The organism is Streptomyces ficellus (assembly GCF_009739905.1).
In the GTDB taxonomy this organism is placed as follows: Bacteria; Actinomycetota; Actinomycetes; order Streptomycetales; family Streptomycetaceae; genus Streptomyces; species Streptomyces ficellus_A.
This window is the reverse complement of the sequence record NZ_CP034279.1, coordinates 2,352,580-2,366,880: the sequence shown is the minus strand read 5'-3', so window position 1 is coordinate 2,366,880 and position 14,301 is coordinate 2,352,580. Positions and strand designations below refer to the sequence as shown.

At 74.3% G+C, this 14,301-nt stretch carries 13 protein-coding genes; 6 read left to right on the top strand and 7 right to left on the bottom strand.

Annotated features, from left to right (window positions below; genetic code table 11):
• Positions 1 to 148: 148 nt before the first annotated feature.
• The 6 genes from mdlC (at position 149) to EIZ62_RS10000 (ending at position 5,783) form a co-directional block, all read left to right on the top strand.
• Complete coding sequence (gene mdlC, locus EIZ62_RS10025) at positions 149 to 1,798, top strand: benzoylformate decarboxylase (RefSeq protein WP_167536365.1); 1,650 nt, start codon at positions 149 to 151, stop codon at positions 1,796 to 1,798.
• A 15-nt stretch (positions 1,799 to 1,813) separates the two neighbouring features.
• Complete coding sequence (locus EIZ62_RS10020) at positions 1,814 to 2,311, top strand: cupin domain-containing protein (RefSeq protein ID WP_156692357.1); 498 nt, start codon at positions 1,814 to 1,816, stop codon at positions 2,309 to 2,311.
• Positions 2,308 to 3,267, top strand: coding sequence for an NADP-dependent oxidoreductase (locus EIZ62_RS10015; RefSeq protein WP_341873936.1), 960 nt, complete (start codon positions 2,308 to 2,310; stop codon positions 3,265 to 3,267). Before EIZ62_RS10020 ends, EIZ62_RS10015 begins: the two co-directional genes overlap by 4 nt.
• Positions 3,264 to 4,100, top strand: a complete 837-nt coding sequence (locus EIZ62_RS10010; RefSeq protein WP_156692356.1) for an NAD(P)H-binding protein — start codon at positions 3,264 to 3,266, stop codon at positions 4,098 to 4,100. The genes EIZ62_RS10015 and EIZ62_RS10010 overlap by 4 nt, the downstream gene beginning before the upstream one ends.
• Positions 4,097 to 4,393 carry an antibiotic biosynthesis monooxygenase family protein gene (locus tag EIZ62_RS10005; protein ID WP_156692355.1) on the top strand — a complete coding sequence of 99 codons (297 nt, stop codon included), beginning with the start codon at positions 4,097 to 4,099 and terminating at the stop codon, positions 4,391 to 4,393. The genes EIZ62_RS10010 and EIZ62_RS10005 overlap by 4 nt, the downstream gene beginning before the upstream one ends.
• Before the next feature lie 76 nt (positions 4,394 to 4,469).
• Complete coding sequence (locus EIZ62_RS10000) at positions 4,470 to 5,783, top strand: cation:proton antiporter (RefSeq protein ID WP_156692354.1); 1,314 nt, start codon at positions 4,470 to 4,472, stop codon at positions 5,781 to 5,783.
• Here the strand turns inward: EIZ62_RS10000 and EIZ62_RS09995 are convergent.
• Genes EIZ62_RS09995 through EIZ62_RS09965 form a run of 7 tightly spaced genes read right to left on the bottom strand, consistent with a single transcriptional unit; the run spans position 5,714 to position 14,290 of the window.
• Entirely contained in the window at positions 5,714 to 6,940 is a 1,227-nt protein-coding gene (locus tag EIZ62_RS09995) for a cation:proton antiporter (protein ID WP_156692353.1), read from the bottom strand. The genes EIZ62_RS10000 and EIZ62_RS09995 overlap by 70 nt on opposite strands.
• 4 nt (positions 6,941 to 6,944) lie before the next feature.
• Entirely contained in the window at positions 6,945 to 7,430 is a 486-nt protein-coding gene (locus EIZ62_RS09990) for a cation:proton antiporter regulatory subunit (protein WP_156692352.1), read from the bottom strand.
• A 28-nt stretch (positions 7,431 to 7,458) separates the two neighbouring features.
• Positions 7,459 to 9,648, bottom strand: a complete 2,190-nt coding sequence (glgB, locus tag EIZ62_RS09985; RefSeq protein ID WP_167536286.1) for a 1,4-alpha-glucan branching protein GlgB — start codon at positions 9,646 to 9,648, stop codon at positions 7,459 to 7,461.
• Positions 9,645 to 11,681: an alpha-1,4-glucan--maltose-1-phosphate maltosyltransferase gene (locus tag EIZ62_RS09980; protein WP_156692351.1), complete on the bottom strand. Its 2,037-nt coding sequence runs from the start codon at positions 11,679 to 11,681 to the stop codon at positions 9,645 to 9,647. The genes glgB and EIZ62_RS09980 overlap by 4 nt, the downstream gene beginning before the upstream one ends.
• Before the next feature lie 41 nt (positions 11,682 to 11,722).
• Positions 11,723 to 12,493, bottom strand: coding sequence for a MinD/ParA family ATP-binding protein (locus EIZ62_RS09975; RefSeq protein WP_156692350.1), 771 nt, complete (start codon positions 12,491 to 12,493; stop codon positions 11,723 to 11,725).
• 22 nt (positions 12,494 to 12,515) lie between these two features.
• Positions 12,516 to 13,769 (bottom strand): PP2C family protein-serine/threonine phosphatase, encoded by a 1,254-nt coding sequence (locus tag EIZ62_RS09970; RefSeq protein ID WP_167536364.1) that lies wholly within the window; start codon positions 13,767 to 13,769, stop codon positions 12,516 to 12,518.
• A 5-nt stretch (positions 13,770 to 13,774) separates the two neighbouring features.
• Positions 13,775 to 14,290: an ATP-binding protein gene (locus EIZ62_RS09965; RefSeq protein WP_156692348.1), complete on the bottom strand. Its 516-nt coding sequence runs from the start codon at positions 14,288 to 14,290 to the stop codon at positions 13,775 to 13,777.
• Positions 14,291 to 14,301 lie beyond the last annotated feature (11 nt).

Here is a 14,301-nt window from a genome sequence, read left to right as displayed (position 1 = left end):
CCGGCCGCCCCCCACCGCCCCCCACCCGCACCGGGGGCTTCGCCCCGATCCCCGGTCCGGGGCCGCGCCCCCGACCCCGGGCCCGGCCCCGGACCTCCCGCGGGGCGCCCGCCCCGCCCCCACCCACCACCCCGTCAGGAGAATGACCGTGACCGAGGCACCCGGCCAGCGGACCGTACGCGACGAAACGCTGGACGTCCTGCGCCGACTGGGGCTGACGACCATCTTCAGCAACCCCAGCCACACCGAGATGAAGCTCTTCGAGGCCTGGCCCGACGACGAGTTCCGGTTCGTGATGGGCCTGCAGGAGGCGTCCGTCGTCGGCATGGCGGACGGCTACGCCCAGGCCACCGGCGAGCCGGCCCTCGTCATCATCAACGGCGGCCCCGGCCTCGCCAACGCCATGGGCAGCGTCTACACCGCCGCGTCCGCCAAGACCCCCATGGTCATCCTGGGCGGCCAGCAGGCCCGCAAGATGCTCCTGGGCGACCCGTTTCTCATCGCCAAGGACGCCACCCAGCTGCCCAAGCCGTACATCAAGTGGGCCGCCGAACCCGCCCGCCCCCAGGACGTCCCCGCGACCATCGCCCAGGCGTACCGGATCGCCAGGCAGGCGCCCCAGGGCCCGGTCTTCGTGGCCGTCCCCGAGGACGACTTCGTACGCCCCGCCGACCCCAATCCGGTCCGCATCCCCACCGTCGTGGACGCCACCGTCCCGTCCCCCGCCGCCCTGGACCGCATCGCCGCCGCCCTCAACGGCGCGCGGCGCCCCGGGCTGATCGCCGGCGGCCCGGTGGACGCGCAGGGCGCGCGCGGCGCGCTCGTCGAGCTGGCCGAGAAGCTCAACGCCCGCGTCTGGGGCGCCCCCGTCTGGAACCGCGGCGCGTTCCCGGAGGACCACCCGCTGTTCGCCGGCGTCCTGCCGCCCATCCCCGAGCTGATCAACGAGCGGCTGGCCGCCCAGCACGACGTGGTCGTCGTGTTCGGCGGGCCCGCCTTCACGCTGTTCACCTCCTGGGACCTGTTCTCCACCGCCCCCGCCGACCTCGACAAGAGCCCCCGACCCACGCTCACCGAGGACGTGGAGTTCCTGCACGTCACCGACGACCCGCAGGCCGCCGCCGCCACCCTGGCGGGCACCGCCTTCGTCGCCCGACCCGGCGACGTCGTCACGGCCCTCGTGCCGCTGGTCGAGCAGCGGGAGCGGGTCGCGCTCGCCCCGGTGCGCGAGCCCGTGCCCGTACCGGAGCCCACCACGCCCCTCACCCAGGCGTACCTGTTCCACCTGCTGTCCAAGGAGCTGCCCGAGACGGCGGTCCTGTTCGAGGAACTGCCCATCGCCCGGGCCGACTTCCACGAGCAGATCCCGCTCGGCGCCGGCAACGGCTACTTCGCCACCGCGAGCGGCGCCCTCGGCTTCCCGTTCGCCGGGGCCGTCGGCTACGCCCTGGCCCGCCCGGACCGGCGCGCCGTGGTGGTCGTCGGCGAGGGCTCCGCCCAGTACACCCTGCACTCGCTGTGGACCGCCGCCCAGCACAACCTGCCGGTCACCTTCGTCATCCCCGACAACGCCGGCTACCTGTCGCTGAAGTACTACCTCCAGGACCAGAAGGCCTGGGAGAAGGGGTACGACCTCAGCGGCGTCGACATGGCGCAGCTGGCCCGCGGCTTCGGGGTGCGCGGGGAGCGCGTCGAGACGCCCGAGGGCCTCCAGGAGGCGCTGCGGGAGTCGCTGAACGCCGACGGACCCGTCCTGCTCGACGTCGTGGTCGCCGACCCCGGCCTGTTCCGCCTCTGACCCCCCGGAGACCCCATGACCACCGCACCCGGCGTCACCGCACACCCCGAGGGCAAGGTCGTCCACCACCCGGCGGGCACCGGCCCGACGTACTGGTTCGGCGACGCGATCTACACCTTCAAGGCCACCCGCGAGAACACGGGCGGCTCCCTCACCTTCGCCGAGGCGTCCGTCCCGCCCGGCGGCGGCCCGCCGCCGCACATCCACCCGCACGCCGACGAGGCGTTCTTCATCCTCAACGGCGACATCGAGTTCCTCAACGGCGAGAAGACGTTCACCGCCCACGACGGTGACTTCGTCTTCGTGCCGCGCGGCACCCGGCACCGCTTCCGCAACGTCGGCCTGCACGTCAGCCGCATGCTGTTCCTGTTCACCCCGGCGTACCTGGAGAACTTCTTCATGGAGATCGGCCAGGAGGCCCGCGCGGGCGAGGCGCCCCTGCCGCTCACCCCCGAACAGAAGCAGCAGATCGTGGACTTCGCGCCCCGCCACGACCTGCACCTCGCGCCGTGACGCCGGCCGTGATGCGGGCGGCCGCGTTCGACGCGTTCGGCGGCCCGGACACCCTCCGCGTACGCGACCTGCCCGTGCCCGTCCCCGGCGAGGGCGAGGTGCTGGTCCGCGTCCACGCGGCGGGCGTCAACGCCATCGACCGGGCCACCCGGGCCGGGCGCGGCGTGGGCGTCGAACGGTTCCCCGCCGTGCCCGGCTGGGACGTCTCGGGCACGGTGGCCGCCACCGGCCCGGGCGCCCGGCGGTTCACCGAGGGCGACGCCGTGTTCGGCATGCCGCGCTTCCCGGCCCTCGCCGGCGGGTACGCCGAGTACGCCGTCGCCCCGGAGACCGAACTCGCCCGCAAACCGGACGCGGTCGGCCACGTGGTGGCAGCCTCCCTCCCCATGGTGGGGCTGACCGCCTGGCAGACCCTCTTCGAGCACGGCGGGCTGCGCCCCGGGCAGCGTGTCCTGGTGTCGGGCGCGGCCGGGGGAGTCGGGCACATCGCGGTCCAGCTGGCCGTGGACGCGGGCGCCGAGGTCATCGGCACCGCGTCGCCCGCCCACCACGACTTCGTCCGCTCCCTCGGCGCCCACCAGGCCGTCGACTACCGGACCGTGCCCCTCCAGAAGGAGGTCGCGGACGTGGACCTGGCGGTCGACCCCATGGGCGGGCCGGAGTTCTACCGGCTCCTCGACGTGCTGCGCCCCGGCGGGATCGTCGTCACCCTCAAGGGCGAGGAGGCCGACCACCGGCAGACCGCCCGGGCCCACGGCGTGCGCGCCGGCTTCACCTACGTGCACCCCGACGGCCCCGTCCTGGAGCGGCTCGCCGCCCTGCTCGAGGCCGGGAGCGTCCGCCCCGAGATCCAGCGGGTCCTCCCGCTGGAGGAGGCGGCGGCCGCCCACGCGCTCGGCGAGGACGGCCACGCCCGCGGCCGGATCGTCCTGCACCTGGACGGAGCGGCCTCGTGATCCTGGTGACCGGAGCCACCGGCCACGTCGGGGCCGAACTCACCGGCCTGCTGGCCGGCGCGGGCAGGCCCGTGCGCGCCCTCGCCCGGAAGGCCGCCGAACCGCCCGGGGGCGCGGAGGCGGCCGTCGGCGACCTGAACCGGCCGGAGAGTCTGCGCCCCGCGCTGAAGGGCGTCCGCGCGGTGTTCCTGCTGCCCGGCTACGCGGACATGCCGGGCCTGCTCGCCGAGTGCGCCGCCGCCGGGGTGGAGCACGTGGTGCTCCTCTCCAGCATCGCCGCCCCCGACGGCGACATGGACAACGCCATCTCCCGGTTCATGATCCTGTCCGAGGAGGCGGTACGCGCCTGTGGGCTGCCCTGGACGATCCTGCGGCCCAGCGGCTTCATGTCCAACACCTTCCAGTGGACCGCGCAACTGGCGGCCGGGGACGTGGTGCGCGCACCCTTCCCCACCGTCCCGGTCGCCATGATCGACCCGTACGACATCGCGGCCGTCGCCGCGCACGTCCTGCTCGACCCCGGCCACCACGGCCGCGCCCACGCCCTCAGCGGGCCGGAGCCGCTGCTGCCCGCCGACCGGGTCCGGGTCCTCGGCGAGGTCCTCGGGCGCCCCCTGCGCCTCGAGGGCCTGAGCGACACGGAGGCCCGCGAGGAGATGACCGCGAGCGGTACGCCCCCCGAGTACGTCGAGGCCTTCTTCCGCTACTACGCGGACGGCACCCTCGACGACTCGACGGTCCGGCCCACGGTCGCCGAACTCCTCGGCCGGCCGCCCCGCACCTTCGCCCAGTGGGCCCGCGCCCACGCCGACACCTTCCAGGAGAAGCCATGAGCACCGTGGAGACCGTCAGGTTCAAGCTGGTACCCGGCACCGACACCAGCGACTTCGAGGCCCTCGACCGGAAGGTCGAGAACGACTACATGGCCAAGCGCCCCGGCTTCCTCGCCCGCGAGGTGTCCCGCAGCGACGACGGCGAGTACCTGGTGATCGTCCACTGGGCCACCCCCGAGGACGCCGACGCCACCATGCGGGGCTTCTTCGCCGCCGCCGAGACCCAGGACTTCCTCGCGGCCGTCGACAAGACCACGGTTCAGTCGGGCCGTTACGCCCGCGTCGCGCACTGAGCGCACCGGACCAGCGCGAAGGGCGCCCGGCCCGCCCGGGCGCCCTTCGCCTTCCCGGACCCGAGGAGCGTCCCCCATGACGGACGGCCGGTTCCTGCTGGCCCTCGCCTGCCTGCTGCTGCTCACCCGGGCCGCCGGACTGCTCGCCCGCCGGGCCGGCCAGCCCGCGACGGTCGCCGAACTGGCGGCCGGACTGCTGCTCGGTCCCTCCCTGCTCGGCGCGGTCGCCCCCGGCGTGCACCGCTTCCTGTTCGGGCCCGACGTCCTGCCCGCCCTGGGCGCCCTCGGCGAACTGGGCCTGGTGCTGTACGCGTTCGGCATCGGCCGGCACCTGGCCGCACCGGCGGGGCCCACCCGGGCGGCGCCCGCGGTGGCCGCCGTCAGCACGGTGTCCGTGCTTCTCCCGCTCGCGTCCGGAGCGGTGCTCTCGCTCGCCCTGGACGGCGCCCACAGCGGCCCGCGCGCCACCCCCCTGGCCTCCGCCCTGTTCCTGGGCTGCGCCCTGTCGGTCACCGCCCTGCCGGTCCTCGCCCGGCTGCTGGCCGACGAAGGGCTCACGGACACCCCGGCGGGCCGGATCAGCCTCGCGTCGGCGGCCGTCGGGGACGCGGCGGCCTGGGGCGTCCTGACGACCGCCCTGTTCGCCGCGGGCGCCCTCGGCACCCACCAGCTGGTGCCGGCGGCCGCCGCTCTGGTGGCGGTCGCCGTCCTCCTGCGCACGCGGAAGGGCACCGCACGCCACGGCACCGCAGATGACGGCACCTGGCGCCACGGCACCTCACGCCCCGGCACCTCACGCCACGGCACCGACCTCACCCTGACCGTCGCCGGCTGCGCGCTCGCCGCCGCCGCGACCTCCGCCACCGGCCTCCACCAGCTGCTGGGCGCCCTGCTCTTCGGTCACCTGTGGGGCCGCCGCCACCCGGCGACGGCCGGCCTGCCCGCGCTCCAGGGCCTCGACACCGTCACGGCCGCCGTCCTGCTGCCCTGCTTCTTCCTCGGCTTCGGCCAGCGCCTCGACCTCGGCGCGGGCCCCTGGGACGTCCCGCTCGTCGCGGCCCTCCTGCTGACCGCCGTGCTCACCAAGACGGTGGGGTGCGGGGCGGCGGCCGCGCTCGCCGGGCTGCCGCGCCGGGAGTGGCTGCGGATCGGGGCGCTGATGAACTCCCGCGGCCTGACCGAGATCGTCGTCATCTCCGTCGGGTACGAGGCCGGGCTCATCGACCGCGAGCTGCTGACCGCCCTGACGGTGGTCGCCCTCGCGACCACCGTCATGACCGTCCCGGCACTGCGCCTGGCGGACCGGATGGCCGCCGGGCCTCAGTCCGGCACCGGCACCGGCTCGGGTTCGGCACCCGCCACCGGCAAGGAGGGCGCGCCCCGCCGCTGAGCCCGCCGGCCCGTCAGCCACATCGCGGCCGGCTCGGTGAACCGGGCGGCCACCGGCCCGAAGACCACCAGCAGCAGGACGTACGCGGTCGCCAGCGGGCCGAGCGCGGGCTCCACCCCGGCGGCGACCGCGAGGCCCGCGATCACGATGGAGAACTCGCCGCGCGCCACCAGCGCACCGCCCGCCCGCCACCGGCCGCGCTCGCCGATCCCGGCCCGCTTCGCCGCCCAGTACCCCGTGCCGATCTTCGTCAGGGCCGTCAGCAGCGCCAGCACCAGCGCGGGCAGCAGCACCGGCGGGATCGTCGCCGGGTCCGTACTGAGACCGAAGAAGACGAAGAACACCGCGGCGAACAGGTCCCGCAACGGCATCAGCAGGTGGTGGGTGTTCTCCGCGACCTCACCGGACAGCGCGATGCCGACCAGGAACGCCCCGACCGCCGCCGACACCTGGAGCTCCTGGGCGAACCCGGACACCAGCAGCGTCAGGCCCAGCACGACCAGCAGCAGCTTCTCCGGGTCGTCGCTGGAGATGAACCGCGAGATGTGCCGCCCGTAACGCACCGCGGCGACCAGCACCACACCGACCGCCCCCAGCGCGATGGCCAGGGTGAGCCCGCCGGCGGCCCAGCCGGCGCCGGCCAGCAGCGTCGTCAGGATGGGCAGGTACACGGCCATCGCCAGGTCCTCCAGGACCAGGACGCTGAGGATGGCGGGCGTCTCCCGGTTGCCGATCCGCCCCAGGTCGCCGAGCACCTTGGCGATCACCCCGGACGACGACACCCAGGTCACCCCGGCCAGCACCACCGCCGCCACCGGGCCCCAGCCCAGCAGCAGCGCGGCCGCCGCGCCCGGCAGCGCGTTGAGCACGAAGTCCACCAGGCCGGCCGGGGCGTGCGTGCGCAGGTGCCCGACCAGGTCCCCGGCCGTGTACTCCAGCCCCAGCATCAGCAGCAGCAGGACGACACCGATCTCGGCGCCGATCTCGATGAACTGCTCGCTGCCGCCCAGCGGGACGATCCCGCCGTGCCCGAAGACCAGACCGGCCAGCAGGTACAGCGGGATGGGGGAGAAGCGGACCCGCGCGGCGAAGCGGCCGAGCAGCCCCAGGGCCAGCACGACCGCACCGAACTCGATCAGGAACACGGCGGAATGCACGGCGTCACTTCCGCTCGAGGATGGCGTGCGCCGCGTCGACGCCCTCGCGGGTGCCGATGACGATGACCGTGTCCCCGCCGCGCAGCCGGAACTCCGGCCCCGGCGACGGGACGGGGTGCGCGCGGCGCATCACGGCGACGACGGACGCGCCCGTCGCGGTGCGCATCTTCGTCTCGCCCAGCTGCCGCCCGTTCCAGTACGAGTCGCCGGTCACCGTGACCCGTTCCGCGAGGAGCCCGAAGTCGCTGGTGTGCAGCAGGTTCGGGTTGTTGTGGCTCGGCAGCAGCGACTCGGTCAGGGTGAGCGCCTCCGCGCCGGTCAGCCGCACGGACAGGCCGCACGAGTCGGGGTCGTCGTCGTGGTGGACGTTGAGGGTGCGGGTGCCGTCGCGGTGGGCGACGACCGACAGGGTGTCGTGCCGGCGGGTGGTGAGTTCGTACTGCACGCCGATCCCGGGCAGCGGGGTCGTCCTCAGTCGCGGTGCGGGCATGGCGGGTCGCCTCCTTCTCCAGTCGTGGTCAGCTGTTCGGGCGGAGCCAGACGGCGCCCAGCGGCGGCAGGGTGATCTCCGCGCTCGCGGGCAGCCCCTGCCAGGGCACCTCCTCGGCGCGGACCGGCCCCGGGCCGGTCACCCCGCTGCCGCCGTACGCCGCCGCGTCGGTGCTGAGCACCTCGGTCCAGTCGCCGGCCGACGGCAGGCCCACCCGGTAGCCGGGGCGCGGGTTCGGCTGGAAGTTGAAGACGCACACCAGCGGCCCGCCCGACGCGCCGTACCGCAGGAACGAGTACACGTTGTCCTGGGCGGCGTCCGCGTCGATCCAGCGGAAGCCCTCGGGCCGGGTGTCCCGGCTCCACAGCGCCGGGTCGGCGAGGTAGTGCCGGTTGAGGTCGCGCACCAGGTCGCGGACGCCCGCGTGCGGGGCGTGCCCGGTCAGCGACCAGTCCGGGCCGTGGTCGTGGGACCACTCGGTGTCCTGCGCGAACTCCTGCCCCATGAACAGCAGGTGCTTGCCGGGGAAGGCCCACATCCAGGCGAGGTAGGCGCGCAGGTTGGCGAACCGCTGCCACCGGTCGCCGGGCATCTTCCCGAGCAGCGAGCCCTTGCCGTGCACCACCTCGTCGTGGCTGACCGGCAGCAGGTGGTTCTCGGCGTACGCGTACATCGACGCGAACGTCATCGCGTGGTGGTGGTACTGGCGGTGCACGGGGTCGGTGGCCATGTACGACAGCGAGTCGTGCATCCAGCCCATGTTCCACTTCAGGCCGAAGCCGAGACCGCCCTCGTCGGTGGAACGGGTCACGCCGTCCCAGGCCGTGGACTCCTCGGCGACGGTCACGACACCGGGGCAGCGGCGCTGCACGGTGGCGTTCATCTCCTGGAGGAACTCGACCGCGTCGAGGTTCTCCCGCCCGCCGTACGCGTTGGGCAGCCACTCGCCGTCCCGGCGCGAGTAGTCGAGGTAGAGCATGGAGGCGACGGCGTCCACCCGGATGCCGTCGACGTGGAACTCCTCGCACCAGTACACGGCGTTGGCGACCAGGAAGTTCCGCACCTCCTTGCGCCCGTAGTCGAAGACGAGCGTCCCCCAGTCGGGGTGCTCGCCGCGCCGCGGGTCGGGGTGCTCGTACAGCGGGGTGCCGTCGAACCGGGCCAGCGCCCAGTCGTCGCGCGGGAAGTGCGCGGGCACCCAGTCCACGATCACCCCGATGCCCGCCTGGTGCAGCCGGTCCACCAGGTACCGGAAGTCGTCCGGGGAGCCGAGCCGGGACATGGGCGCGTAGTAGGAGGTGACCTGGTAGCCCCAGGAGCCGCCGAAGGGGTGCTCGGCGGGCGGCATGAACTCCACGTGGGTGAAGCCCAGCCCCTTGACGTACGCGGGCAGTTCGCCCGCCAGCTCCCGGTAGCCGAGCCCGGGCCGCCAGGACGGCAGGTGCAGCTCGTACACGCTCATCGGCGCGGCGGTGGCGTCCGGCCGGCCGCGGCGGCGCATCCAGTCGCCGTCGCCCCAGCGGTGGCCGGAGACGTGCACGACGGACGCGGTGCCGGGGGCCGGCTCGGCCGCCGAGGCCAGCGGGTCGGCCTTCTGGATCCAGCGGCCGTCGGGCGTGAGCAGCTCGTACTTGTAGCGGCAGCCGGGCCCGGCGCCCGGGACGAACAGCTCCCACACCCCGCTCGCGCCGAGCGACCGCATCGGATGGGCGGCGCCGTCCCAGTGGTTGAGGTCCCCGACCAGGCGCACGGCACGCGCGTCCGGCGCCCACACCGCGAACGCGGTGCCCCGCGCCCGGCCGTGCCCCGACTCGTGCTCGCGGACGTTCGCGCCGAGGACCCGCCACAGCTGCTCGTGCCGGCCCTCCCGGATCAGGTGCAGGTCCAGCTCGCCGAGCGTCGGCAGGTAGCGGTACGGGTCGTCGTAGGTGTGGGTCCGGTCCCCGTAGCGGGCCGTGACCCGGTAGTCGGGGAGGTCCCGCCCCGGGAGGAGGCCGGAGAAGACACCGCCGCCCTCGTGGGCCAGCTCGGTGAGCGTCCCGCCCGCCGGGCCGGTGAGCGTCACGGCGTCGGCCAGCGGGCGCAGGACGCGCACGGTCACCCCGGCGGGGCCCGGATGCGGGCCGAGGAGCGCGTGCGGGTCGCTGACCTCGCCGGTGGTCAGCCGCTTGAGGTCGGTCGCCGCCAGTGCGGGCGTCGCGGTCAGGTCGCGGGTCACGACGTGGTCCCCCCGTGGGTGAAGACGTGCGCGACCTGCTCGCGCGGGTCGAGCCGTACGTAGTTGGTGCGCCCCCAGGTGTAGGTGGCGCCGCCGGCGGAGAGCGCGTCGCGGACCGTGAACGTCTCGGACCGCTCCAGGCCCAGCGCGGGCAGATCGAGCGAGACGGTCGTCTCGCGGACGGTGTGCGGGTCGAGGTTGAGCACCACGAGCACCCAGTCGTCGCCGTGCCGCTTCGAGAAGCAGACCACCGCGTCGTCGTCGGCCCGGTGGAAACGCAGGTTGCGCAGCTGCCGCAGCGCCGGGTGGGCGCGGCGCACCTCGTTGAGGGTGCGCAGCAGCGGCGCGAGCGACGTGCCGGCCGCCTCCTCGGCGGCCCAGTCGCGGGGCCGGTACTGGTACTTCTCCGAGTCCAGGTACTCCTCGCTGCCGGGCCCGGCGGCCACGTTCTCGCACAGCTCGAACCCGGCGTACACGCCCCAGGCCGGGGAGGCGGTGGCCGCCAGGACGGCCCGCACCGCGAACGCGGGACGGCCGCCGTACTGGAGGTAGGCGTGCAGGATGTCCGGGGTGTTCACGAACAGGTTGGGCCGCAGGTAGGCCGCGCTCTCCTCACCGCCGAGCCCGGCCAGCTCCGACAGGTACGACTCGACCTCGTCCTTGGAGTTGCGCCAGGTGAAGTAGGTGTACGACTGGTGGAACCCGACCCGGGCGAGGGCGTGCAGCATCGCCGGGCGGGTGAACGCCTCGGCGAGGAACAGCACGTCCGGGTCGGTGGCGTGCACCGCGTCGATCAGCCGCTCCCAGAACGCCACCGGTTTGGTGTGCGGGTTGTCCACGCGGAAGATCCGCACCCCGTGCGCCATCCAGTGCCGCAGGATCCTCAGGCACTCGTCGTGCAGCCCGTCGGGGTCGGTGTCGAAGTCGATCGGGTAGATGTCCTGGTACTTCTTCGGCGGGTTCTCCGCGTACGCGATCGAGCCGTCGGCCCGGTGCCGGAACCACTCGGGGTGCTCCTTCACCCACGGGTGGTCCGGGGAGCACTGGAGGGCGAAGTCCAGCGCCACCTCCATGCCCAGCTCCCGCGCCCGGGCCACGAAGGCGTCGAAGTCGGCGAGGGTGCCCAGGTCCGGGTGGACGGCGTCGTGCCCGCCGTCCGCCGAGCCGATCGCCCACGGCGACCCCGGGTCGTACGGGCCCGGGGTGAGCGTGTTGCCCGCGCCCTTGCGGTGCGCGTCGCCGATGGGGTGCACCGGCGGCAGGTACACCACGTCGAAGCCCATCGCGGCCACCGCGTCCAGCCGGTGCGCCGCCGTGCGGAAGGTGCCCGAGCGGGGCGGTTCCAGGTGCCCGTCCGGCCCCGGCCCGGCCGGCACGACCGCGCCCTCGGAGCGGGGGAAGAACTCGTACCAGGAGCCGTACAGGGCGCGTTCGCGGTCCACCCGCAGCGGCAGCTCGCCCGACGAGGTCACCAGCTCGCGCAGCGGCCGGGCCGCCAGCAGGCCGGTCACCACGGGGGCGAGGGCCGCCGCGTGCCGCTCCGCCACGGGCAGGGCGGTGTCCCGCAGCCGGGCCGCCGCCTCCGTCAGGGCGGCGCCCCCGCCGGCGCCGAACGCCCCCGCGGCCCGCTCCAGCAGCAGGGCACCCTCCTCGAGGACCAGCTCCACGTCGATGCCCGCCGGGACCTTCACCTCCGCGGCGTGCCGCCAGGTCGCCACCGGGTCGCTCCAGGCCTCCACCCGGTAGGTCCAGTCGCCCTCCCGGTCCGCCGACACGGGTGCCGTGTACCGGTCGGTGCCGGGCGCCGTGGGCCGCATCGGCGTCCACGGCCGGGGCTCACCGTCCGGGCCGGTCAGCACCACGCCCGCGGCGACCGCGTCGTGCCCCTCCCGGAACACGGTCGCGCTCACCTCGAACACCTCGCCCGGCACGGCGCGCGCGGGCCGCCGCCCCCCGTCCACGCACGGCCTCACGTCCACCACGGGGATGCGCCCGACGGTGGGCACGTGTTCCGTCCTGACCTGCATCGTCATGCCTCCTCGCACCCGGGGTGCGGTCGCTTGAAGTGCCGGGGTCACCGGCGTATCGCGGTGGTGCCGTTGCTCACGGCGGAGATGATCCGGCGGTAGCCCGCCACCAGCGGGTGGTGCGGGTACGCCGGGCTGAAGAGCCGCTCACCGGCGAGGGACGCCATCTCCGGGGCGTACGGCAGGACGGCCGTGATGCCGGTGGCGTACGCGGACTCGACCTCCTCGCGCATCCGGTCGTCGACCACGCCGTCCGGCACCATGCTGAGCGCCACGCTCACCCGTACGCAGCCGAGCCGGCCCGCCAGCGCCATCGTCTCGGCGGCGCCCGCGAGGTCGAGCCGGTCGGCGCGGGTGACGATCACCAGCGCGTCGGAGCTGGCCATCGCCGTCACGGTCTCGTTGTTGAACCCCGCGTGCGTGTCGAGGAGCAGCACGTCCAGGGCCAGGAGGTCGATCAGCCGGTCGAAGCCCTCCCGCAGCAGGCCCACGTCGTAGCCGCGCCCCATGATCTCGTTGATGCCGGCCGCCCCGCTCCTGGCGGGCACCAGGAAGACGCCGTCGTGGCCGGTGTCGTCCCGGCACGGGTAGGCGGCGTCCTCGATCTCGCAGTGCCCGACCAGGTAGTCGGCCAGGGACCGGCGGGCGGTCATGGGCACGGTGTCACCGAACATCAGGTCCAGCGCGGGCGTCTGGATGTCCGTGTCCACGAGCGCGACCCGGCGGCCCCCGGAGGCCAGGAGCAGGGCGAGGTTCGCGGCCGTGCTGGACTTCCCCGTACCCCCTCGGTAGGAGTGCACGGTGATGATCTGCGACATGGATCCCATCCGGTGAGTCGGGTCAATCGGTCTGGTTGTCGTCCGGCAGGCGCCAGTGGACGGCCATCATGGTGATGTCGTCCGACTGCTCGGACGGGCCGACGAACTCGCTCAGCACCCCGTCCATGTGGTCCAGCAGCTCCTCCCCGCGCACCACCGCCCGCGCCAGCTCCGTCAGGAGCTGCTCGTCGCCGAAGAACCGCCCCGACATCGAGCGGGCCTCGGTCACCCCGTCGGTGTAGACGAACAGGGTGTCGCCGGGGCCGATCTGCGCGTACCCCAGCGAGAAGGTGCCGTCGGGGATGACCCCGACGGCCGGCCCGGTCGGCTCCAGCAGCACCGGGTCCTTGCCCTCGCCGCTCACCAGGACGGGCGGGTTGTGGCCGCCGTTGATGTAGACGAGGTTGCCGGTCAGCGGGTCCAGGACGCCGAAGAACATGGTGGCGAAGTAGCCCTGCCGGATGTGGTTCCTGGTCAGGTAGTTGTTGGTGCCCACCACGGCGTTGAGCAGCGGGGTGGCGCCCACCACCGGGATGGCCCGGCTCTGCTCGCGCCAGCCGGTGTCCTCGCCCAGCAGGTCGGCGGCGATCAGGCTCTGCAGCCCGCTCTGCTCGGCGGTGTGCCGCAGCAGGCTGCGGATCAGCGCCATGAACAGGGCGGCGCCGACGCCCTTGTCGCAGACGTCGGCCACGACGAGGGCGAGGCGCCGGTTGTTGACCAGCTCGAACACGTCGTAGAAGTCGCCCGCGACGGTCCGGGCGGGCCGGAAGCGGACGTGGATCTCCCAGCCGTCCGGGTTGGGCAGCGCATCGGGCAGGAAACCCATCTGGATCTCCCGGCCTATCTCCAGCTCCCGTTCGTAGCTGAGCAGTTCGGCGCGGGCGGTGACGTCCTCCATGGTCCGGGTGAAGTTGGCCCGCTCGTGGCAGTCCCGCAGCCGGGCCCGCACCAGGTCCGGGTAGAACGGCGGCACCAGGTAGTCCGACCCGGCGTGGATGTGGCTGCCCAGCAGGTGCAGGTCGTTCTCGGCGAACGCCACCACCGTCGGCCGCTGGCCCTCGTCGTCGAGCCGGCGCGCCACCGCGCGGACGGTGTGCGGCGACAGGCCGGCGTACGCCAGCAGGACCTCGGTGGTGGGCAGCTGGCCGTGCTGGACGACCAGCACGTCCGCGGGGGTGCGGATGCGCACCACGGCGCCCACGCTGTCCAGAGCCCTCAGCAGCTCCGGCGGCGCGCTGCGGTGCTCGTCCAGCAGCAGCACATTGGTCTGGAGCATGTCACTCATCCCGTCCCGGGGCCGGCGGCGCGGGCCGGCCGGCGCATCACGAGCGTGCTCACGTTGCGGCCCGCCACCAGCTCGTACTCGAAGGAGTCGACCGCGGTGAAGGCGAGGAAGACGCCGAGCCCGCCGATCTGCCGCTCGGCGAGCGGCACGTCGAGCGCCGGGGCACGCATGCCCTGGCGCGGGTCGAAGGCCGGGGCGTCGTCCTCGAAACGCACCCACACCTGGTCGGGGTCGATGCCCCCGTCCACGGAGATCTCACCCGTGGCGCCCCGGTAGCCGTGCATCACGATGTTGGTGGCGAGCTCGTCGGCGGCCAGCCGCAGCCGGTACAGGGAACTGTCCGGCAGCGCGGCCCGCGCCCCGAGCCCCAGCACGAACTCGGCCACCCGGTCCAGGCACGCCAGCCGCGCGGGGATCCGCAGCGCGCCCGGGACGCACGAGGCGGGCGGCGCGCACGAGGTGGGCGCGCCGGACGGCGACGACGGTGACGCGGCACCGGAGTCGAGCGCCATGTCTCCTCGCC